Source organism: Amphritea pacifica (genome assembly GCF_016924145.1).
Lineage (GTDB): Bacteria > Pseudomonadota > Gammaproteobacteria > Pseudomonadales > Balneatricaceae > Amphritea > Amphritea pacifica.
Window position 1 is genome coordinate 43,012 of the sequence record NZ_JAFFZO010000002.1, and the last position, 23,344, is coordinate 66,355.

Consider the following 23,344-nt stretch of genomic DNA (forward strand, 5'->3'; position numbering starts at 1 on the left):
CATCATATGGGACGGCTAAAAAATTACTTGTTAGTCTGACGAACAACACCGGGTAGATTGTCCAGTGCGGAGCTCAACCAGGATCCGGTAGAATTGAGTTGAGCAACTAACAGATCCATCGCATTGAACTGTTTATAAAGTCGCGCTTCAAGTTGTGCACTACGATAATCGAGCTTGGTTCTCTCGTCGCTTATACCTTCTAACTTGGCGTTAATCGAATCCGTGCGACCATCAATGGTGCCGCTGATCTGAAGGTAGTTCTCCAGCATAGCGTCAATTTTGAAGGCGACTCCCTGTGTGTCATCTGAAAAGAGTGTGGTGACACCGGTATAATCATCTTTCAGCGCGGTATCCAGTTTACCCGAATCCAGTTCAAGTGAACCATCACTGGTGGTTGTAATACCGATTGATGCCAGTGAAGTGTAGCTGCTGTCGTTGTTATCGATCCGGCTGGTCAGAGTGTTGCGTATCTGTCGCTCAATTGAACCGATCAGGGAGTCACCAAATAGTGGGCCGGCTGTGTCAGAATCAGGGTTGTAGCTGGTTTGTTCATTAATCAGCGCGATTAGCTCGTTATAACCATCAACCAGTGTCGAGATCTGATTTTTAATTGCACTGCTATTTTCGCTGATTGACAGTGTGATGGGCTCGCCAACATTGGTGCCAGCTAAGGTGATGGTTGCGTCTGGAATAACATCGGTGATGGTATTAGTGGCGCTGGTCATCGGTTGACCATCAACACTGAACACGGCATCGGCTGCTGCAACGACCTGATCGTAGAAGGTGACAACATCACCATTGACATCAGGGGTAGCGGTACCCGAATTGTAATCGTAGATGTCAAGATCACCTGTTATGGTTGTGCCGGTAATTGTGAGTTGGTTTTCGGCTCCGGTTTCATCTGCGTTAAATACCAGACGCTTGCTGCCATTAACTACGAGAATTGTGGCAGTGACGCCGATATTATCTTCAGCGTTATTGATCGCATCGCGGACAGACTCAATAGTCGCGTTATTGGTGCCATCCAGAGTGACGGTGAAACTGCCTCCGGCATCGGCAAACTCAAGTGTTCCTTCACTGATGACATAATCCTGCTGGGTTACCAGCTTTTGTGCTGATGCCAGACTGGTTATTTCAAGAGAATAACTTCCTGCTGCCGCATTATTGTCGGCAGTGAAAGCGGCAATTGCTTTGTCAGATGAAGCCGCGGTTCTATTGCTGAAAGTTGTGGCATCTTTCAGTCCGTCTAGTTTGGTCTGAAATTCGGACAGAGCACTTTTCAGCAAGCCGACTGCAGAGAGTTCAGCCTGAAGTGTGGCTTCTTTCCTGGCAAGTCGATTAAGTGTAGGGGCCCGACTGGCATCTACAAGGTCGGGAACCAGAGATTTTATATCGATGCCAGAGCCAATACCTGGTGATGAAATGGCCATAACTACCTCGCTTCGCTATTCTCTGAAAGAGAAGCAGAGAAGGCGTTTCAGGCCTTCTCGCTGAACAGCAGATTGTTCATCTGCTCAATATGTTTGCTGATCTCGATAAAGTCCTCAGAGGGGATCTGTCGGATCAACTCATCATTTGATTTATCAATAACTTTTATTATCGTTTGTCCGCCTTCCTGGTCAACTGAAAAGTTCAGTGTCCGCTGGAATTGAGACATAAAGTCATTGATGGCAGCAACGGTTTCGTGAAGGGCTTCAACGCTCTGTTGAGAAAAATCTGCCGGGCTAGGCCCTGCCGGCTTCTGAACAGTGGATTGCTGTGGTTGCTGGGCTTGCTGTGTTTGCGTGGCGTTAGCCGACGGATCAACAGTGGGCTTTGCAGTGGCCTGAGTGGAAGAGACCTGCATTTCACTGGACATGACGTACCTCCTGGCTCAGATCTGAAGTGGTTAGCTAAAAAAGGCGGGCAAAGCCCGCCCTTTCCGTTAATGCTCTATGCTTACTGTAGCAGAGACAGTACGCCCTGTGGCAAAGTATTTGCCTGAGCCAGCATCGCAGTACCCGCCTGCTGAAGAATCTGGTTCTTAGTCAGGTTGGCAGTTTCTGCAGCAAAGTCTGCATCCTGAATCCGTGAACGGGCAGCAGTGACGTTCTCACTGATACTGCTCAGGTTTGAAATAGTACTTTCAAGACGGTTCTGGACCGCACCCAGGTCAGCACGTTGTCCAGCCATAAACGCCAGCGCCTGGTCGATGACATCTAAAGCATTGTTTGAGCCGGTTTGTGAGCTGATATCAATGGCTGCAACTGAAGAAAGAGTTGAAGTATTTGCGGTAGTCGCTCCAAATAATCCACCTGCTGCACCTGAAGTAACGGTAAATGTTCCGCTGGCTGAGAAAGTTACATCACCCGCAACACGAGTACTATCTGCATTGGTTGCTGTGGTTGATGCATCCACCAGAGTCGCTGCTGCACCTGAGTTTGTTGAATCAGCATTCAGGCCTTGTACGGTCATAACGTTAGTACCGTCGGCACCGTTTGTCGCACCTTCAATAATGATGTCATCACCATTAGCGCTAATCAGCGTAATAGAGGTTTTATCGCTGGAAAGCTCTGCGGTAATACCGGTTGTACCGGTTTTCGCATTGATTGCTTCTGACAGTGCTGATACATCGGTAGATGTAACACCGTTAGCAGTGATGGCCTGTGCTCCCCCAGTAGTATCTCCAGTCAGCGTAAAGGCTACGTTACCTGCAGACACAGAAGTGATTTTCGCCTGGCTGACTGCTTTCGCGGTTACACCGGTATCGCTTTGTACGGCATTGACTTTTGCCGCTACAGTTTTGGCGCTGTCGCCGGCAGCAACATCAACCGCCGTGGTGGTTGAGCCTAATGGACCGCTGATTGTCAGATCTTCAGTCCCTAAGGTAGTGCTTGCTCCGGCTGTCGCCGCAGCTGCTACTGCAGTTGAACCAGTACCGCCTGTTGTTAATGAGTAGTTACCCATGCTGGTAGCGCGGGTGCTGCCAATGGAGACGTTGATAACCTGATCAGCCTCGGCACCAACATGGAATTTACCTGAGGTAAATGTACCATCGAGAATATTCTTGCCGTTAAAAGATGTTGTGTCGGCAATACGGTTCAACTCGGATTGTAGCTGAACAACTTCTTTCTGAAGATTGGCCCGGTCAGATGCACTGTTAGTATCGTTGGCAGACTGGATGGCCAGCTCACGCATACGCTGTAGAATGTTTGTAGACTCTGACATTGCGCCTTCAGCGGTTTGCGCCAGAGAGATACCGTCGTTAGCGTTACGAACCGCCTGATTCAGACCGCGGATCTGGGAGGTCATACGGTCGGAGATCGCCAGACCTGCCGCATCATCTTTTGCACTGTTGATACGCAGACCAGAAGACAGACGCTGCAGGGATGTCTGCAGATTGTTCTGGGATTTGCTCAGGTTGTTCTGAGCATTGATTGAAGCGATGTTTGTATTGATAACTGCCATTTTCTCATCTCCTTAACCGAACCGGTTATGGAGTCCCCCCGGCTGGTTCTTTGAGCATTCGAGACAGCGATGCTGCCTCACTTATAATTTCATTTCGTGAATGGGTTAACGGCGCACCGTTTTGAAACTTTAGGGGGGTGTGAGTGAAAAAGTCGCAATAAATGGACATTTTTATTAAAGGCCTCGTATTACGGGGGCTGGAGGCTAAACTGAGTATTACCCATTTTGTGTAATTTTTTGTTAAAGAGGGATCCGTCATGCTGAAGTACGTGTGTAATAAGATTTCGTATTGACGCGATCACCGCTATCTTTTACGTGGCGTCAAAAAAACATCATACAATAGGTTGTCTTTTGAATTGCTATGTCATAAATTTGACGTAATGATATTAACCCTGATGTCACACCGGAGAGAGCTCTGATGAGAGATATGCTGGGAACCCTATGAGTAGCCCGCTACATATTATATATATTGATGATGATGTGGAGAGTCGGACCCATCTGTCAGAACGGCTGGGCTTCGCCGAAATCAGTCACACCACCACCGACTATGTGTCCTGGCTGCAGGGAGAGACTGCTGAACCGGGTGACCGTTCGGTGGTCTGGCTGGGGCAGTGTTCACTGCCGATCTCGCTGGAAAAGCTGATGCAGCAGTTTGACCGGCTGGATGACAAACTGCCGGTCATTGCAGTCTCCCCCTGGCCCGAACTGGAACAGCTGCCGGAGCAACTTCAGGAAAAAATTATTGGCCGTTTGAATCCGGATGCCACGCTGGATGAACTGACGGTGATGCTGCACCGGGCGCTGATCTATCGGCAGTTGCAGCTACAGTATGCCGGTCAGCCCGACCTGTTCTCGCCTAAATCGGTCGCCAGTCAGTTTGAGGGGATGGTGGGACAGAGTGAGGCGATGGCGCTGGTACGCAAGATGATCAGCCAGGTGGCGGGGCGTGATGTCAATGTACTGATCACCGGTGAAAGTGGTACCGGTAAAGAGATTGTGGCCAATAATCTGCACCGGGCATCAAAACGGTCGAGCGGGCCCTTTGTGCCGGTTAACTGCGGTGCTATCCCGGCGGATCTGCTGGAAAGCGAGCTGTTTGGTCATGAGAAAGGCGCGTTTACCGGCGCGATTAACTCCCGGGCCGGGCGGTTTGAACTGGCCAACGGCGGCACGTTGTTTCTTGATGAGATCGGCGATATGCCCCTGCCGATGCAGGTGAAGTTGCTGCGGGTTTTGCAGGAACGTTGCTTCGAGCGGGTGGGAGGCAGTGTCACTATCGACTGCGATGTGCGAATTATAGCCGCCACCCATAAAAACCTGGAACAGATGATTGTTGCGGGGAGTTTTCGCGAAGATCTTTACTATCGTCTCAATGTTTTTCCTATCGATATGCCGCCTCTGCGTGGCCGGATTGAGGATATTCCGCCGCTGGTGGATGAGTTTTCCCGGCGTTTGGCAAAAGAGGGGTTTGGCCGTATACGCTTCCATCCGGCGGCGATTCGTTCACTGCAGCAGCACGATTGGGCGGGCAATATCCGCGAGCTGGCGAACCTGATTGAACGGCTGGCGATCCTGTACCCCGATGCCGTGGTGGGCGTGAGCGAACTGCCGCCAAAGTTTCGGCATATTGAGGAACCGGATCCCGATCTTTATCGCAGGGATGACATGCAGGAAACACTCAATGAAGGAGTGCAACCCAACCATCTGACTGAATTGCCGGAGCAGGGACTGGATCTCAAACTTCATATCGAAAATATCGAGCAGGCATTGATTGCTCAGGCACTGGATCAAACCTCTGGTGTAGTTGCCAGAGCGGCGGACCTGTTGCAGATTCGCCGGACCACACTGGTGGAGAAGATGCGTAAATATGGAATTCAGCGAAAATAGATGATGACTGACGCAACTAACAGAATCGCTCAACTGGAAGCGGAAAATAGCCAGCTGCGGGCGCAGCTGGATCAGATCCGCCAGACCAGTGTAGAAAAACAGGTTGAGCATGAACGCCTGTCAGGCCGGCTGGAGGATCTGCTGGATCTGTTGCCGGCCGGTGTAGTGGTGATCGATAACCGGGGGCGGGTTGCCGAGTGCAACAGTGCGGCAGAGCAGTTGCTGGGGCAGCCGTTGAAGAATGAGCCATGGATTGCCGTTATTCAGCGCAGTTTCGCTCCCCGCAGCGATGATGGTCACGAGGTTTCATTAAAAAGTGGCCGCCGGGTTAGCCTGTCAACCAGCACTCTGGCAAATGAGTCGGGCCAGCTGCTAATGCTGACCGATCAGACCGACACCCGGTTATTACAGGGGCGTCTGGCCCATTATCAGCGGTTGTCTGAGATGGGACGGATGATGGCCTCGCTGGCGCATCAGGTGCGTACCCCGCTGTCAGCGGCTCTACTCTATGCCGGGCATCTGATGAAGCCGGAGTTGCGGCCGGAGCAACGGATTAAATTCGCCGGAAAAGTAAAATCCCGTCTGGAAAATCTTGAGCTGCAAGTGCGCGATATGCTGATCTTCGCCCGGGGAGAAACCCGACTGGAGGATCGCATCAGTGTTGCAGAGTTGTTCCGTGAACTGGAAGATGCGCTGGATATGCCTCTGCATAGCTGGGACGCTGACTGCGATTGTCTTAACCGGGTACCGGAGTTGCAGCTGCAGTGCAATAAAGATTCGTTGCTGGGGGCGATTATGAACCTGGTCAACAACGCCTTGCAGGCAGGCGGTAAAGGCACCGAACTGGTCATTGAAGCGCAACTGGTCGGAGATAAGCTGGGTATCGAGGTGCGTGATAATGGTCCGGGAATGGATGCGGAGCTTTGTAAAAAGGTGCTCGAGCCGTTTTATTCAACTAAATCCCATGGCACCGGTTTAGGGTTAGCGGTGGCGCAGGTCGTGGCCAAGGCGCACCATGGCGAGTTTCTGCTACGCTCGCAGTTGGGGGTTGGCACTCAGGCGGCATTTCTTATTCCCTATCAAACGGGCGGTCAGGCCAATCACCTGGCGAGTGATAACAGCAGTGATAATAATGAAAGCGGGATCGGATAGTTTATGAGCATTCAGGTATTAGTGGTTGAAGACGATGCAGATCTGCGGGAGGCGCTGGTCGACACGCTGGAGCTGGCAGGCTTTGATTATCTGGAAGCTGATTCGGGAGAGCAGGCACTGGAGGTGATTGCAGAAAATCCGGTGGACATGGTGGTGACGGATGTCAACATGGGGGGGATGGATGGTCATCAGCTACTGGAGAAAATTCAGCAGAGCCAGCCCTGTCTGCCGGTGATGCTGATTACTGCGTATGGTCAGGTGAATAAAGCGGTGGATGCGATCCGCAGCGGAGCGGTGGATTATCTGATGAAGCCTTTTGCTCCAGAGGCGTTGATCGAGGTCGTGAAACGCTATACCGGCACGCAATTAAGTGAGCAGGATAGTATTCAGCCGATCGCAGAGGAGACCAGCAGTAAGCAGTTGCTACAGGTGGCCCGGCGTGTTGCCGAGACCGACTCAACCGTACTGATTACCGGGGAGAGTGGTACCGGTAAAGAGGTGCTGGCGCAGTATATCCATATGCATTCCCCCCGGGCCGACAAGCCCTTCGTCGCGATTAACTGTGCCGCGATTCCTGAGAATATGCTGGAAGCAACGCTGTTTGGACACGAGAAAGGCGCGTTTACCGGCGCTTACACCAGCAACCCCGGTAAGTTCGAGCAGGCTAATGGTGGCACCATTTTGCTGGATGAGATCTCAGAAATGGATCTCGGCTTGCAGGCCAAGCTGCTGCGGGTGTTGCAGGAACAGCAGGTAGAGAGAGTGGGTGGCCGCAAAGTGATCAATCTGGATGTCAGGATTCTGGCAACCACGAACCGCAGGCTGGAAGAGTATGTTGCGGAGCATAAGTTCCGCGAAGATCTGTATTACCGGCTCAATGTCTTTCCGCTTCAATGGTTGCCGCTACGAGAGCGGGTCGGTGATATCGTGCCGCTGGCGCAGCGTTTACTGGCAAAATACTCCCGTAAAATGAATCGCACCGCGGTCTCTCTTAGTGAGGAGGCGCAGCGTACCCTGCAGGCCTATCACTGGCCCGGGAATGTACGCGAGCTGGATAATATCGTGCAGCGGGCGCTTATTCTGCAGCAGGGAGCTCTGATCGGTCCTGCCGATCTGCATATTCAGCCGGGCAGTATGCAGACCTCTGAGATGGCGGGTCGCTTTAGCTCTGGCAGTGTCAGTCCTGACGACAGCAGTCAGCTGGGAAATGATATGAAACAGCATGAGTTTCAGCTGATTATTGAGACGCTTCGGGAAACAGGCGGGAGTCGTAAAGAGGCGGCAGAAAAGCTGGGTATAAGCCCCCGCACATTACGCTATAAGCTGGCCCGGATGCGTGAGGCTGGTATTGATCTTGATGCTGAACTGAAAAGCTGAATCGTTCCATTTGGGTTAAATTGTACGTCTAAGGTCGTAGAAAAAGGGCTTCCTACGACTAATGGCCAGCCCCGGATAGACCAATGTCTAATTCAGGAAGAATCGGTCACTTCGGTATAACATTAACCACAAAAATAATAGTTTCAGAGTCTCTGTTTTATACTCTGGGAACTAATGACCTGAAAATCTCACCGTCAATAACAAAAATATGGGTAGAGCAGGGATAGGGAGACGTAGTTATCGGAAGTTGATGACTTGTGATTGATAACTACTGTTACTGCACAGAATAAATAACAAGCTAAGGGCATCTCACATGAGCGATTCAAAGATATATCCGGTTAGCGACGAGCTGGCTGCGACTGCGCATATCAATAATGAAAAATATCTGGCGATGTATGAGCAGTCCATCAATGATCCAGATACTTTCTGGGGTGAAGAGGGTAAGCGCCTGGACTGGTTTAAACCATACACCAAAGTCAAAAATACCTCTTTTGATCCCCATAATGTTGATATCCGCTGGTTTGAGGATGGCACGCTGAACGCTTCCTATAACTGTCTGGATCGTCATCTGGCAACCCGGGGCGACCAGGTCGCTATTATCTGGGAGGGGGATGACCCGAGTGAGTCTGAGAATATCACCTACCGTGACCTGCATGAGCGTGTATGTAAGTTTGCCAATGCGCTGAAATCGCGCGGTGTTGAGAAGGGGGATGTGGTTACCCTGTACATGCCGATGATTCCGGAAGCGGCGGTAGCGATGCTGGCCTGTACCCGTATCGGTGCGGTGCACTCAATCGTATTTGGTGGCTTCTCCCCTGAAGCGCTGGCGGCCCGTATCGAAGGGGCTGAGTCCAAGGTTGTTGTCACTTCAAACTACTCGCTGCGTGCTGGTAAGTCGGTGCCACTGAAGCTGAACGTCGATAAAGCGCTGGAGCATGAAGCCGCGAAAGCCTGTGTCGATAGCGTGATTGTTGTTAAACGTGTCGAGCAGGATGTTGCCTGGAATGACAGTGTTGATGTCTGGTATGAGGATCTGGTGGCTAATGCTTCTGCTGACTGTCCTGCAGAGGAGATGGAAGCGGAAGCGCCGATGTTTATTCTGTACACCTCAGGTTCTACCGGTGCGCCGAAAGGCCTGAAGCACACCACCGGTGGCTATATGGTGTATGCCGCGATGACTCACGAGTATGCCTTTGACTATAAAGATGGCGATATCTACTGGTGTACTGCTGATGTCGGCTGGGTAACGGGTCACAGCTACATTGTCTACGGTCCGCTGGCGAATGGCGCAACCTCGCTGATGTTTGAGGGTGTGCCAAGCTATCCCGATAACAGTCGTTTTGGTCGTGTTATTGAAAAGCATAAGGTTAACCAGTTCTACACTGCGCCGACCGCTATTCGTGCGCTGATGCAGCAGGGTGAAGATGTTCTGGGCGATTCTGATCTGTCCAGTCTGCGTATCCTTGGTTCTGTTGGCGAGCCGATCAACCCGGAAGCATGGGAGTGGTACTACCGTATTATCGGTCAGAACCGTTGCCCTATTGTGGATACCTGGTGGCAGACTGAAACCGGAGGCATGATGATTCTGCCACTGCCGGGCGCTACTGCAGCGAAGCCGGGGGCTGCTTCCCGTCCGTTCTTCGGCGTTCAGCCTGCGTTGCTGGATGCGGATGGCAATGAGCTGGAAGGTGCCACCGATGGCAACCTGGTTATCAAGGATTCCTGGCCGGGTCAGAGCCGCTCTATCTGGGGTGATCATGAGCGCTTTATTCAGACTTATTTCACCACTTATAAGGGCTACTACACCACCGGTGATGGTGCCCGTCGCGATGAAGATGGTTATTACTGGATTACCGGTCGTGTGGATGATGTTATCAATGTCTCCGGTCACCGTATGGGTACCGCTGAGGTTGAATCTGCACTGGTAGCACATCCGGCGGTTGCTGAAGCAGCGGTTGTGGGCTATCCCCACGAAGTGAAGGGGCAGGGTATCTATGTTTACGTTACCCTTCAGGCTGGCTTTGAACAGTCTGATGAACTGCTCAAAGAGTTGCGCATGCATGTGCGCTCTGAGATCGGTCCGATTGCTTCTCCAGACCTGATTCAGTTTGCCCCGGGGATGCCTAAGACCCGTTCAGGTAAAATCATGCGTCGAATTCTGCGCAAGATCGCTGAGGATGACTTTGGTGCCCTGGGTGATACCTCCACTCTGGCGGATCCGTCAGTGGTTGATGATCTGATCGAACATCGCATGAACCGTAAGTAATTGTGCTGCCGAACTAATTTCGGTCTACAATTCCCTTACTCCCTCCCGGTTTTTTAGGTCGGGGGGGAGTTTTGCTATAAAAGTGATGTTAATATAGTCAGGTGCGGCCAATGGGTTATGCACTCTATAAGCGGATATATTTACACGTTTTCACTGGCTGAAAGCGGGTAAGGAGGGAGATTAGCTGAATGCAATTGGCGCAGAAGATAATCATTGCGGATGACCATCCGCTGTTCCGGGCGGCACTGAAACAAGCCGTGACTCAGGCTGTTCCTGGCGTTGAAATCGTCGAAGCCGATTCCCTGGAGGCCGTTCAGGCCGCCGTAGAAGAGCATGCAGATGCGGATCTGGTACTGCTTGACCTGCATATGCCGGGCACCAACGGTTTCACCGGGCTGGTTTTTCTGCGAGGAAAAAACCCCGGTATACCTGTTGTGGTTGTTTCCGGTAGTGAAGAGTCCTCAGTGATGAAGCGGGCGCTGGACTATGGTGCGTCCGGTTTTATCCCCAAATCATCGCCCCTTGAAGTGATCGCAGAAGCGATTACCGCGGTTCTTGAAGGCGAGGAGTGGCTGCCTGAAGAGGTGGCTGAAGGTGTTGTTGATGTTACTGAAGAGGATCAGAAGTTCGCCAATAATCTGGCGTCTCTCACGCCTCAGCAGTTTCGGGTGTTGACGATGCTGACCGAAGGTTTGCTGAATAAGCAGATCGCTTATGACCTGAATGTCTCCGAAGCGACAATTAAAGCTCATGTGACCGCGATTCTGCGCAAGCTGGGTGTGCACAGCCGTACTCAGGCCGTTATTGCAGCACAACGGCTCTGCGTTGATCCGCCTAAAACTGAGATGAATTAAGTTGTCCGGTGGCGATTCAGTCGCCGATGACAGAGGAGAAACGCGCTCACTTAGGGCGCGTTTTTTGTTTTATGCCTGATCATTGTAATGGCCTGCGGCACTCAGGGGTGCTGTTAATCCGGTTGCTATGACCTGGTGGAGGTGATCAGCTTGCTGATAATCGCTCTGAGCGCTGCAGGTTTGATCGGCTTATGAAGTATCTCCGCCTGGGTCTCATCGATCTCTTCTTTAACGGCATCGGTTCGGTCGGCGGTAATCACAACGGCTGGTACCTGGTGGTGCCAGAGTTCTCCAAGTTCCTGAAGCGCCATAACACCCGTACGGGTTTCATCCAGATGGTAATCCGCCAGGATAATATCAGGCACAAACTGTTGCTCAATGACTTTCGATTTGGCCTCCGCCGCTGAGATGGCGGTCAGTACTGAGCAGGACCACCCCTGCAGCAGGGCGCTCATTCCTTCAAGGATTTTCGGCTCATTATCAATCACCAGCACTTTAATCCCCTCAAGCCCTTTGCTGCGAATCCAGCCCCGTTTTTCTGGCCGGGGTTTTACTGCTTTTGCTTTGTCTCCCAGTGGTACTCTGACGCTGAATACAGTGCCTCTCCCCGGCCATGAACGTACCTGGATAGGATGATTGAGCATACGGGCGATACGTTCGGTGATAGCCAGTCCCAGTCCCAGACCGTTGACCTGGGAGTGTCTTGGATTGTCTATTCTGCGGAACTCCTCAAACACCTCGTTTAGTTTATCCTCAGGGATGCCGACCCCGGTATCCCAGACCTCAATACGCAGAGTTTTCCCCTGACGGCGACAGCCCAGCATGATTTTTCCCTGCTGAGTGTAGCGGATCGCATTGGATAGGAAGTTTTGCAGAATCCGGCGCAGCAGTTGCTGGTCGGAGTGGACCACCTGACAGCACTTAACGAAGTCAAACTGAAGCTGTTTTTCCTCAGCCAGTACAGTGAATTCGGCACTCAGATTGTCAAACATGCTGTTGATTGAGAAGTGACTGAAGTTGGGCTCGAGTGCGCCGGCATCCAGCTTAGAGATATCCAGGATGGTGGTTATCAGGCTCTCGGCGGCTTTCAGGGAACCATCCAGATTCTCAACCAACTGATGCGTCTCTTCGGTATGTTTTTGCTGTGCCAGGGCTGAGATAAACAGCCGGGCAGCGTTCAGCGGTTGAAGCAGGTCATGGCTGGCAGCGGCAAGGAAACGGGTTTTGCCCAGGTTGGCGGCATCGGCATCAAACTTTGCCTGTCGCAGTTCATCCTCGATCAGGGCGCGCACAGTATTCTCTTTACGCAGCTCTTTATTGACCACTGACAGAGTATGGGTTCTTTCCCGGACACGCTGTTCCAGGTTCTCGTTGGTTTCCTGCAGCAACTGCTCGGCCTTACGGCGCTCAGTGATATCCTGATAGAGGGTGAAATAGCCGAGCAGATCGCCGGCTTCGTTGGTGTGTGGAATATAGGTCACCTCAGCGAAGCGGAACTTGCCATCGGTCGATGGCAGCTCTGTTTCAAAACGCTGTCGCTCCCCCTGCAGGACTTTATTCACATAGGGGAGGCGTATTTCAAGTTCCTCTTTTGACAGTATTGAGGAGCTGTTGACTCCCGCGATATTATGACGGTCGAGGCCAAAGGTGCGGGCATAGGCTTTATTGACAAAGCGAAAGTTGCGGTCGGTATCCAGAAAGGCGATCAGTACCGGCACATTATCGGTATAGGTGCGGACATTCTGCTCACTTTCGCGCAGGGCCTCCTGTACCCGTTTGTGTTCGGTGATATCCATATAAGTATTAACAAAGCCGCCATTGGGCATTCGGTTACCGCGCACCTCCAGTACTGAACCATCCATCCTATGGCGCTCATAGGAGTGCGCCTTGCCCTCTTTTAATATGTTCAGGCGACTTTTTACCTGCTCCTCAATCTCTCCTGCTCCATACTCACCTTTAGAGGCGTTATAGCGGAATATCTCTTCAATCGGGCGGCCTACGCAGATCAGCCCGTCCGGGTAGTCAAACATCTCAATATAGCGACGATTCCAGGCAACCAGGCGCATCTGCTGATCGACCACGCTGATGCCCATGGTGATATTTTCGATAGTGGACTGCAGCAGTGAACGGTTAAAGCGTAGGGCCTGGGAGGCTTCATCGACAATGGTGACCACATCGCCAATCTGCATATCTTTGCCGCGCAGTGTTGAAGCCAGCACGATGCGGGCTGAGGAGGCGCCGATAACACCTGCCAGCAGTCGTTCGGTAAACTGGATTAGTTCCGGACTGGCTTTATCCCCAGATAAGGGTGGTTCGACACCCGCTTTAAGGGCAAAGCCGGTAAAGGCATGCTGGGTGCGGCTGATACCGAGAAAACGCTCGGTCAGGATCTGCAGATCGCCGACGGTGGCGTGACTGAATACCCGGGAAGGTTCAGACAGGTCTTTGCTGTAAACGTCGACAAAGGCGCTTGCCTGGATCCGGTCAACCAGTCGTTGCGGACTGTAATGGGATATCACTGCGTAGAGCAGCGCATTGATGGAGATGCTCCAGAAAGCCCCATGAGTAAGGGGGTCCATGCCACTCAGTCCAAATAGCTGGGTGGGCCTGAGCAGCTCAGAACCAAACAGACCTTCCTGTAGAAAAGAAGTTGGCATCAGTCCGGCGTTAGCCATGGTGGGAAATACCAGGGTGTAGAGCCAGATCAGAAAGCCGGCGCAAAGGCCGGTCAGAATGCCGTGCCGGGAACCGGTTTTCCAATAGACACCACCGATCAGCCCCGGCAGAAACTGAGCGGCGGCGACAAATGCCAGCAGGCCGAATGAGGCCAGAGTGCCCTGATCACCCAGAATGCGATAATAAAAATAAGCCATGATCATCAGGCAGATAATGGTGATCCGCCTGACTCTGAGGAGCATCGCGCCAAGGTCTTTATTTTTTGACAGCTTTAGCCAGGAAACCCTCAGCAGTAACGGCATGACAATATCATTACACACCATGGTCGACAGGGTGATTGACGCGACGATAACCATACTGGTAGATGCCGACAGACCACCGATAAAGGCGAATGTCGCCAGATCCTTATAGCCTTCATGCAGGGGGAGCATCAGCACGAAGGTATCTGCGTTGATATCCAGCCCTTCAAACAGGGTCATTCCGGCGGTGGCGATTGGCAGCACAAACAGCGCTAGTAGCACCATATAGAGTGGGAACAGCCAGCGGGCGGTTTTAAGGTTGTCGAGGCGGGTGTTTTCTACAATGGTGACGTGGAACTGGCGTGGCAGGCAGAGGATTGCGGCACAGGCGAGCAGAATCTCGGTGAGGAAGCTATTACCGAGAAAATTACCCTCCAGCGGGCTGCTGAAATTTTCGTTGTGATACAGCTGGTCACGGATATTGGCAATCAGATCAGGCACGCCATCAAAGATCTGAAAGGTCACCATCAGGCCAACGGCGATAAAAGCGGTTAGTTTGACGATCGATTCGAATGCCACGGCCAGCACCATCCCCTCATGATGCTCGGTGGCGTCGATATGCCGGGTACCAAACAGAATGGTAAAGACCGCCATCACCAGTGCCACAAACAGCGCGGTATCATTACCTTTACTCAGTGCTTCGGTCACGCCGGGGGCGATTGCATCATAACTGATGGCCACTGCTTTAAGCTGCATCGCAATATAGGGGATGGTGCCGCACACTGCGATAATGGTAACCAGAACTGCCAGTGCCTGGCTTTTACCGTAACGGGAAGAGAGGAAGTCGGCGATGGACGTGGTGTTCTGCTGTTTGCTGACCAGAATGATCTTCTCAATAATTCGCCAGCCAAAAATAAACACGATTGCCGGTCCCAGGTAGGTGGCAAGAAACTGCCAGCCACTGACGGAGGCGCGCCCGACTGCGCCGTAGAAGGTCCAGGAGGAACAGTAGATTGCCAGAGACAAAGAATAGATAACCGGGTTGCTGGCGTAGGAGCGTCCCTGAGCACTGCGGTCGCCAAAGTAAGCGATAGCAAAGAGCAGACCCACATAGGCCAGTGATATCAGAATAATTGAGCCGCCGGATAGCATAGTCAGGTCTGTCCGTTGTTGCTGTGTTGGAGTGGGTAGTGTAACCGAACTCAGGCGAATAACCCTATTGCTCTTATACCTTTGTCTAATATATTGAGTTATAAAGGTTTTTTTAAAACCTCTTCAGGTCGCGCCGTGCTTGGGTTACGGCCCGTTTGCTACGGGTCTGATCCGTTTGATCAGACCAAAGTAGGGGATTTGTTTGCCAGAGCACTTTGTTAAATTCTATCAGTCCACAACTTTTACTTAACCTTTTAATAACAAAAATAAGGATGGTGCAAATGTCTACTTCTTCACAAGACAATGCTTCGGCCTACTGGGCCGAAAACCTGCGCATTATCATGACTTACCTGTCTATCTGGTTTGTAGTGTCATTCGTAGGTGGGATTCTGTTTGTTGATCAGTTGAACGCTATTCCGTTCTTCGGCTTCCCGCTGGGATTCTGGATCGATCAGCAGGGTGCAATTTTCATATATGTAGCTCTCATCTGGATGTACGCATACAGCATGAACAAGCTGGATGAAAAATACGACGTTCACGAATAAGAACAATAACAGTTGCGCTGAGGATGACTACTATGAGTCTTGATCTACTTACTTATCTCTTTATAGGGGGCTCTTTCGCACTCTATATCGGTATCGCTATCTGGGCCCGTGCCGGGTCTACAAAGGAATTCTACGTTGCAGGCGGTGGCGTACCTCCGATTGCAAACGGTATGGCGACTGCGGCTGACTGGATGTCTGCAGCATCGTTTATCTCTCTGGCAGGTCTGGTATCTTTCATCGGTCGTGATGGTGCGGCTTACCTGATGGGCTGGACCGGCGGCTATGTATTGCTGGCGATGCTGCTGGCACCGTATCTGCGTAAGTTTGGTAAGTTCACCGTGCCTGATTTCGTCGGCGATCGTTACTACTCTACTTTCGCCCGTATTGTTGCGGTTGTCTGTACTATCGTTATCTCCTTCACCTATGTGGCAGGTCAGATGCGTGGTGTAGGTATCGTATTCTCCCGTTACCTGCACGTTGACATCAATACCGGTGTTATCGTAGGTATGGCGATCGTATTCTTCTACGCCGTTCTGGGTGGCATGAAGGGTATTACCTATACTCAGGTTGCTCAGTACTGCGTACTGATTCTGGCATTCATGGTGCCTGCAATCTTTATGTCTATGCAGATTACCGGTCACTTCCTGCCTCAGCTGGGTCTGGGCGCGACGCTGGATTCTGGTATGTCTGTACTGGCAACGCTGGATAAACTGTCGGTGGATCTCGGCTTCGCCGAATACACGGCCGGTAAGAAATCAACTATTGATATCTTCTGTCTGACCGCTGCGCTGATGGCGGGTACTGCGGGTCTGCCTCACGTAATTGTACGTTTCTTCACCGTGCCGCGTGTAAAAGATGCCCGTACCTCTGCGGGCTGGGCGCTGATCTTCATCGCTATTCTCTACACTACGGTTCCGGGTGTTGCTGGTTTCGGCCGGGTAAACCTGATTCAGACCATTAACGGTACTGATGAGGCTAATGTCGGTACTGAATATGCGAAGATGCCTGGCTGGTTCAAGAACTGGGAGAATGCTGGTCTGCTGGGTTGGCACGATTATAACGGCGACGGCAAGGTTCAATACTCTGCCGGTGCGGCGTTTGCTGGTGGTAAGCCAGCGTTTGATGGCGATGCCCGTGGTGCGTACGGTGAGCGTGCGGTCACCAACGCGCTGACTAATCCTGCTCCGGCTGCGGGTGCGCCATTCGCGAACGAAGTGTATGTTGACCGTGATATCATGGTGTTGGCTAACCCTGAGATTGCTCAGTTGCCTAACTGGGTAATTGCCCTGGTAGCCGCAGGTGCGGTAGCTGCAGCGCTGTCGACTGCAGCGGGTCTGCTGCTGGTAATCTCTACTGCGATTGCTCACGATCTGATGAAAACCTGTATTAACCCTGATATAACAGAGAAGCAGGAGCTGATGTACGCTCGTATTGCGGCTATTGTGGCGATCTGTATTGCAGGTTACTTCGGTATCAATCCGCCGGGATTTGTGGCGCAGGTGGTGGCACTGGCCTTTGGTCTGGCTTCCTCCTCCGTATTCCCGGTTATCGTGATGGGTATCTTCAACAGCCGTATGAACAAAGAGGGTGCGATTGCGGGTATGATCGTTGGTCTGGGTTCTACCATGGCTTACATGATCTACTTCACCTTCATGGGTGGTTCAAAAGACGATCTGTTCCTGGGTATCTCCACCGGTGGCTTCGGCTTCGTTGGTATGATTCTGAACTTTATCGTTGCCTACGTTGTATCTATGATGACTCCGCCACCTCCTGCTGAAATTCAGGAGATTGTTGAGAACATCCGTGTGCCTCGTGGTGCTGGTGTTGCTCACGCGCACTAAGATCTGAACAGATCTAAATAAACGCAAGGCGCGCCAGCGAGGGTTGGCGCGCCTTTTTTATCGGTTCTGTTTAAGTGCAAAGTGTCTGACTAAAGGGTTATGTGACTCTTTAGTCAGGCACTGTGAGGTTGTTTTGGGTAGGGGGATTAGTCTATGCCGTCATCATTTAAAATCGAGAATATGCCGTTCAGTCTGCTCAGCGAAAAAGAGCAGGACACTCTGCGTTCCAGTCTGGATATTGGTTATTACCAGGCGGGTGAGACAATTATCGCCGCTGGCAGTGTGCCTGAGGGGGTGTATGTCATTCTCAAGGGGCGTGTGGCTGAAAGCGATCTGCCTGAAGAGAATGGCGCTCAGCAGCATCTGTATGTTCACTATACCAATGAGGACTATTTTGGCGGCTGGTCGGCGATCAGGGGTAAAGCAATTCACAACTTTATCGCCGTTGAGGAAACTATCTGCCATATTTTACCCACCCGGGTGTTACTTGATCTGTGTGCTAGTAATAGCCGGTTTGCCGACTATTTTCAGCAAAGTCTGTCTGCCAAAACTGAGATTCAGGCCCAGGAGGGTGGCGATCAGGATATGGCAGAGTTTATGCTGGCGCAGATTAAAGATGGCCTGATCCGTGAGCCTCTGGTGGTCCTTGAGGGCACAACTATCACTGAAGCGACCGTGATGATGCGTGAAAAACATGCTGACTGTGTGCTGGTAAAGCGGGGCAATCGCTACGGTATGGTCACCGGAACTGATATTCTTGATGCGGTGGTGATTAATAAACTCGGTCTTGATTCAGATGTTGCAGAGATAGCCAGTTATCGGCTGATCTCCACCACTTCCGATGATTATCTCTTTAACGCACTGATCACCATGACGCAGCAGCGCATCGAGCGGGTAGTGGTGGTGGATGATGGCAGTCTGACCGGGGTGATTGAGCTGACCGATGTGCTGAGTTATTTCTCCAGTCACTCCCATGTTATCGGTCTGCGTATTGAGCGCGCTCAGACCGTCGAGGATCTGTATGAAGCCGCGCATGGTCTGAATGATCTGATTAAAGCGCTGGTGTCGCAGGGGGTTAAGGCGCGCTTTGTGATGGAGCTGATTGCGGCAATGAATGAAAGGGTGATTGCCAAACTGTTTGGTCTGGTGATACCCCGGGATATGCAGCCCCATGTTTGTCTGGTAGTGATGGGTAGTGAGGGGCGGGGTGAGCAGATTATGAAGACGGATCAGGATAATGCCCTGATCTATCGCGATGGTCTTATCTGGCCTGAGATGCAGGAGACCATGCAGCGCTTTAGTGAAACCCTTATCTCTTTCGGTTTTCCCAAGTGTCCGGGCAATATAATGGTATCAAACCCCGCCTGGGTTAAGTCGATTGGTGAGTGGACACAACAGTTGAGTGACTGGTCTTATCTGTGTGAGGGTGAGGCGCAAATGAACCTGGCAATAGCTGTTGATGCTCATCCGGTTGCGGGTAATTCGGCATTGTTTAAAACCTCCCGTAACTGGTTTTTGCGCCATCTGAAAAATAATGATGTATTCTTTTCTCATTTCGCCCGGGCAGCGATTGAGTTTGATACGCCGCTGACCTTCTTTGGTAATCTCAAAGATAAAGGGGAGCTGGATGTTAAGAAAGCGGGTATTTTTCCGATCGTGCATGGTATTCGTACCATGGCTTTACAGTTCCGCATACTGGAAACCAACACCTTTAAGCGTATAGAAGCGTTGGTGGAGATGGGGCAGATGAAAGAGGAGCATGGCCGTGAGTTATCGGAGGCGCTGGCGCTGTTTATTCAGACACGTTTGAAGCAGCAGGTGAAACGTATCGATATATCTGAAGATGGGGTAGACCAAACGCCTAATATCCTTGAGTTGTCTTCATTGGATAAAATGGAACGAGATCTGCTGCGGGACGGTATGCATATCGTTAAGGGTTTCAAAAAGCATCTGACACTCAGGTATCACCTGGGAGGTTAAACGGAATATGATTATTCCCAGAACTATAAGAAAAATGAAGGATCGGATGGATCATAAAAATGGTCCATATGCGCACCTGTTTCAACCCTATGAAGGGGATGAAGTGGTATCACTGGATTGTGAAACCACCAGTCTGAATGTGAAAGAGGGTGAGATACTGTCGATTGGCGCAGTAAAGATAAAGGGCCGGAAAGTGATTACCAGCGACCGGCTGGATATAAAACTTAAACCGCCAAAAAGTCTTACCGGAGACTCCATTAAGATCCATAAGATCCGTGCTGCCGATCTGGCCGATGGTGTATATATGGATGAAGCATTGGAGCGGCTGCTGGAGTTTGTCGGTAATCGTCCGATTCTGGGGTATTACGTTAACTATGATGTGCGTATGCTGGAGAAATATCTGCGACCCCGTTATGGCTTTGGACTGCCGGGTAAAGCGATTGAGTTATCCCATGTCTACCACGACATTATCAAGTGGCGCTATGTTGGCGGAGATATCGATCTGCGTTTTGATACCATTTCCAAGCGTCTCGATATTCCGATGCTGGAGCGGCATACGGCGCTGGGGGATGCGATTACTGTGGCGTTGATGTATGTGCGGTTAAAGTATGGTGAGCCGCCAGCAGCAGGATAAAAACTGGAATACGTCAAAAAATAAACGGGCCTATGGCTCGTTTTTTGCTTTGTACTCAGATGAGATTAAAAATTGACACAGATTTGTGTCATATTTTTGGCGAATAGGTTGTTTTGCTGCTTGCTAAGTAGCTATTCAATCTTATAATGTCAATATATTGCCATTCTGGAGGGGTCTATGGTTGAGCGTGCAGACATCAACGCCGTTTTGCAGCAGATGCGAGAAGTGAAGATGCAGGTTCAGCAGGGTGTTTCGCCTAATATTCCGCAGCCAAATTCAATTCGTCCTGTTGCCGGAGAGCAAAGCGGAGAAAGTTTTGCTGATCTGTTTAAGGGGGCGATAGACGGGGTCAACAACTCCCAGGCACACGCCAAAAAACTGGCGACCGCTTATGAGCAGGGTGTTGCGGGGGTCGATCTGCATCAGGTGATGATCAGTATGGAAAAAGCATCGGTCTCTTTTCAGGCGCTGACTCAGGTGCGTAATAAAATGGTCAGCGCCTATGAAGACGTTATGAAAATGCCGATCTGATTAGTTTGATAAACACAATAATATGAAGCAGTAGCATCAGGGTGTCGGGTTAGATGGAGAGCGCAACAGTGCAGGCAGGAACAGGTGGGTCGGTAGCCTTTGGCTTTAACCGCTTGGGGCTGGTGCGTCAGTTAGGTCTGATGGTGGGGCTTGCGGCCACTATTGCGATCGGCTTTGCGGTTGTGCTCTGGTCTCAGGAGCCGGATTATCGGGTGCTCTACAATAATGTTTCCTATGCGGATGCCAATCAGATCGTTGAGCAACTGCAGTTGAATGGTATTCCCTATAAGTTTGACTCAACCGGACACAATATTCTGGTTGCGGATGAGTATCTGCACAAAGCGCGACTACGCCTCGCTGCTGAAGGGTTCACCAACGATAACACGGTGGGTTTTGAGCTGCTGGATAAAGAGCAGGGGTTGGGCACCAGTCAGTTTATGGAAAATGCCCGTTACCGGCGCGGACTCGAGGGTGAGCTGGCTCGCACGGTGACCAGTATGCTCGCGGTGCGTAGCGCCCGGGTGCATCTGGCGCTGCCGAAGCAGTCAGTGTTTGTGCGTGATCAGCGTAAGCCTACGGCATCGGTGTTTCTCGATCTGGTTGCCGGTAAGCGGCTGGAGCCAATCCAGGTGGAAGCGATTACCAATCTGGTTGCCTCCAGTATTCCAGAACTCTCCAGTGAAGATGTAACTGTCGTTGACCAGAAGGGACGTCTGCTGAATACCCGGGATATGGATACCGATGTGGTTCTGGCGGCTAAACAGCTGGAATATACCCGTAGAATAGAGGAGACCCTGGTCAACCGGGTGAACAGTATTTTACAGCCGGTGGTGGGGTTGGGGCGTTACCGGGCCGAGGTCTCTGCCGATATAGACTTTACCGCCGTTGAGCAGACCGATGAGATCTATAACCCGGATCTTCCTGCGCTGCGCAGTGAGCAGGTACTGGATGAAAGCACAACCGGACAGGCTGCTGCAGGTGGGGTGCCAGGGGCATTGTCAAATCAGCCCCCCGGAGCGAGTTCAGTGCCTGAGGTGGGGGCTAACGGTCTGCCTATTCAGAATGAAGGCGTTGTGGCGCGGCCGAGTGGGCCGAAAAATGCCCGCTCACAGGCGACCCGCAACTATGAGCTTGATCGGTCCATCAGCTATACCAAGCACCAGATGGGGCAGATTAACCGGCTATCCGTGGCGGTAGTGGTTGATGATATTCCTACAACCAGTCCTGATGGCGGTGAAACAACCCGAAGCGCATGGGATCAGAATGAACTGGATCGATTGACTATACTGGTTAAGGATGCCGTTGGTTATTCCGCTGTCCGGGGGGACAGTGTGAGCGTAATCAACTCGCCTTTCGCCGTGCCTGAGGTGTATCAGGAAGAGGAGATCCCTATCTGGAAGCAGGAGTGGGTGCTCGATCTTGCTAAGCAGATACTGGGTGGTCTGTTTGTCCTGCTGTTGGTGTTTGGTGTGTTGCGCCCGATAATGAAAAATCTGGCCGTCAGTGCGGCCCATAAAGCGGCAGCGGAGGGAGCAGCGGTTAAGACTGAAGCTGATATGGCGTCAGAGCTTGAATCTCTGGATATGAGTGGTATATCGGCTGATCAGGTGACGTTCAGTGGTATTGATAACGCGCTTGCGCCGACTCCGAATGAAACCTATGAATATCAGATGAATGCGATACGCAGCATGATTGCCGAAGATCCAGCCAAAGTGGCGCAGGCAATACGTCAGTGGGTGATTGAGAATGAATGATCAGGTAACAGAATCCGGTGTTGAGCTGACGAACGTTCAGAAAGCGGCGGTGTTGCTTATTTCGCTGGGGGAGGCTGATGCCGCAGAGGTGCTGCGCTATCTGGGACAGAAAGAGGTGCAGCAGTTGGGGCTCACCATGAGTAATCTGGATAATATCCCTCAGTCCACGGTCGAAGCGGTGATGGCTGACTTTATGGAAGCGATCAGCGATCAGACCAGTATCGGTATTAATAATGACCACTATATCAAAGAGATGCTGAGCCAGGCGCTGGGGAGTGATCGGGCTCAGACGCTGGTTGATCGTATTCTGATGACCACCAATACTTCAGGTCTTGAAAGTCTGAAGTGGATGGACTCGCGGCAGGTTGCCGAGATTATCCGTTATGAACATCCGCAGATTCAGGCGGTGGTGATCGCCTATCTGGACCCCGATCAGGCGGCGCATGTATTGCAGCGGTTTGATGAGAATGTGCGTCTGGAAATTATGATGAGGATTACCTCGCTTGATCAGATTCAGCCATCGGCATTGCAGGAGCTGAATGACATACTTGAATCGCAGTTCTCCGGCGCCAGCAGTCAGAGTGCCAGTCTGGGTGGTCTGAAAACCACGGCCAATATTATGAACTACTTCGATAGTAATATTGAGCAGGAGCTGATGGAGAAAATTCGTGAGGTGGATGAGGCGCTGGGTGATCAGATCTCCGAGATGATGTTTGTCTTCGACAATCTGATCGATGTTGAGGATCGTGGTATTCAGGTGATTCTGCGCGAGATCAACACCGATACTCTGGTGGTTGCACTGAAAGGCGCGGAAACCGGGTTGCAGGACAAAATTTTCAAAAATATGTCGAAACGTGCTGCCGAGCTGCTGCGAGATGATCTTGAAGCAAAAGGTCCGGTGCGCGTCAGTGAAGTGGAAGATGCCCAGAAAGAGATTCTTAATGTTGCTCGCCGACTGGCTGATGAGGGTGAAATCGTGCTGGGTAGTGGCGGCGAAGAGATGATGTAA

16 protein-coding genes are annotated in these 23,344 nt (G+C 51.4%); 12 read left to right on the forward strand and 4 right to left on the reverse strand.

Annotated elements, in window-relative coordinates:
* Positions 1 to 23: 23 nt before the first annotated feature.
* From fliD to JW499_RS22610, 3 genes are all read right to left on the reverse strand, one after another.
* Positions 24 to 1,430 (reverse strand): flagellar filament capping protein FliD, encoded by a 1,407-nt coding sequence (fliD, locus tag JW499_RS01150; RefSeq protein ID WP_205208863.1) that lies wholly within the window; start codon positions 1,428 to 1,430, stop codon positions 24 to 26.
* A gap of 47 nt (positions 1,431 to 1,477) precedes the next feature.
* Positions 1,478 to 1,858 carry a flagellar protein FlaG gene (locus JW499_RS01155; RefSeq protein ID WP_091361449.1) on the reverse strand — a complete coding sequence of 127 codons (381 nt, stop codon included), beginning with the start codon at positions 1,856 to 1,858 and terminating at the stop codon, positions 1,478 to 1,480.
* 80 nt (positions 1,859 to 1,938) lie between these two features.
* Positions 1,939 to 3,447 carry a flagellin gene (locus JW499_RS22610; protein ID WP_205208864.1) on the reverse strand — a complete coding sequence of 503 codons (1,509 nt, stop codon included), beginning with the start codon at positions 3,445 to 3,447 and terminating at the stop codon, positions 1,939 to 1,941.
* Between the two features lie 441 nt (positions 3,448 to 3,888).
* Here JW499_RS22610 and JW499_RS01165 point away from each other — a divergent pair, with 441 nt between their 5' ends.
* The 5 genes from JW499_RS01165 to JW499_RS01185 all read left to right on the forward strand — a co-directional run bounded on the left by JW499_RS01165 (position 3,889) and on the right by JW499_RS01185 (position 10,983).
* Positions 3,889 to 5,334: a sigma-54 interaction domain-containing protein gene (locus tag JW499_RS01165; RefSeq protein ID WP_205208865.1), complete on the forward strand. Its 1,446-nt coding sequence runs from the start codon at positions 3,889 to 3,891 to the stop codon at positions 5,332 to 5,334.
* Positions 5,335 to 6,486 (forward strand): sensor histidine kinase, encoded by a 1,152-nt coding sequence (locus tag JW499_RS01170; protein ID WP_232846161.1) that lies wholly within the window; start codon positions 5,335 to 5,337, stop codon positions 6,484 to 6,486.
* A gap of 3 nt (positions 6,487 to 6,489) precedes the next feature.
* Positions 6,490 to 7,863: a sigma-54-dependent transcriptional regulator gene (locus JW499_RS01175; protein WP_205208866.1), complete on the forward strand. Its 1,374-nt coding sequence runs from the start codon at positions 6,490 to 6,492 to the stop codon at positions 7,861 to 7,863.
* A gap of 313 nt (positions 7,864 to 8,176) precedes the next feature.
* A complete protein-coding gene (gene acs, locus JW499_RS01180; RefSeq protein WP_205208867.1) occupies positions 8,177 to 10,129 on the forward strand; it encodes an acetate--CoA ligase in 1,953 nt (650 codons plus the stop codon).
* 188 nt (positions 10,130 to 10,317) lie between these two features.
* Complete coding sequence (locus JW499_RS01185) at positions 10,318 to 10,983, forward strand: response regulator transcription factor (RefSeq protein WP_205208868.1); 666 nt, start codon at positions 10,318 to 10,320, stop codon at positions 10,981 to 10,983.
* A 125-nt stretch (positions 10,984 to 11,108) separates the two neighbouring features.
* On the opposite strand, the gene JW499_RS01190 is transcribed toward JW499_RS01185, so the two are convergent.
* Positions 11,109 to 15,050, reverse strand: coding sequence for a hybrid sensor histidine kinase/response regulator (locus tag JW499_RS01190; RefSeq protein ID WP_205208869.1), 3,942 nt, complete (start codon positions 15,048 to 15,050; stop codon positions 11,109 to 11,111).
* Between the two features lie 281 nt (positions 15,051 to 15,331).
* Between JW499_RS01190 and JW499_RS01195 the strand changes: the two genes are divergently transcribed.
* The 7 genes from JW499_RS01195 (at position 15,332) to fliG (ending at position 23,344) form a co-directional block, all read left to right on the forward strand.
* Positions 15,332 to 15,595, forward strand: coding sequence for a DUF4212 domain-containing protein (locus JW499_RS01195; protein WP_205208870.1), 264 nt, complete (start codon positions 15,332 to 15,334; stop codon positions 15,593 to 15,595).
* A 32-nt stretch (positions 15,596 to 15,627) separates the two neighbouring features.
* Positions 15,628 to 17,436 carry a sodium:solute symporter family protein gene (locus JW499_RS01200; protein ID WP_205208871.1) on the forward strand — a complete coding sequence of 603 codons (1,809 nt, stop codon included), beginning with the start codon at positions 15,628 to 15,630 and terminating at the stop codon, positions 17,434 to 17,436.
* 153 nt (positions 17,437 to 17,589) lie between these two features.
* Positions 17,590 to 19,416, forward strand: a complete 1,827-nt coding sequence (locus JW499_RS01205) for a DUF294 nucleotidyltransferase-like domain-containing protein (protein WP_205208872.1) — start codon at positions 17,590 to 17,592, stop codon at positions 19,414 to 19,416.
* A gap of 34 nt (positions 19,417 to 19,450) precedes the next feature.
* Positions 19,451 to 20,050: a 3'-5' exonuclease gene (locus JW499_RS01210; RefSeq protein ID WP_332873974.1), complete on the forward strand. Its 600-nt coding sequence runs from the start codon at positions 19,451 to 19,453 to the stop codon at positions 20,048 to 20,050.
* A 177-nt stretch (positions 20,051 to 20,227) separates the two neighbouring features.
* Positions 20,228 to 20,581, forward strand: coding sequence for a flagellar hook-basal body complex protein FliE (gene fliE / locus JW499_RS01215; RefSeq protein WP_205208874.1), 354 nt, complete (start codon positions 20,228 to 20,230; stop codon positions 20,579 to 20,581).
* 53 nt (positions 20,582 to 20,634) lie between these two features.
* A complete protein-coding gene (gene fliF, locus JW499_RS01220; protein ID WP_091361430.1) occupies positions 20,635 to 22,335 on the forward strand; it encodes a flagellar basal-body MS-ring/collar protein FliF in 1,701 nt (566 codons plus the stop codon).
* The gene (gene fliG, locus JW499_RS01225) at positions 22,328 to 23,344 is read left to right on the forward strand and encodes a flagellar motor switch protein FliG (RefSeq protein WP_091361428.1); all 1,017 of its coding nucleotides are present in this window, start codon (positions 22,328 to 22,330) and stop codon (positions 23,342 to 23,344) included. The genes fliF and fliG overlap by 8 nt, the downstream gene beginning before the upstream one ends.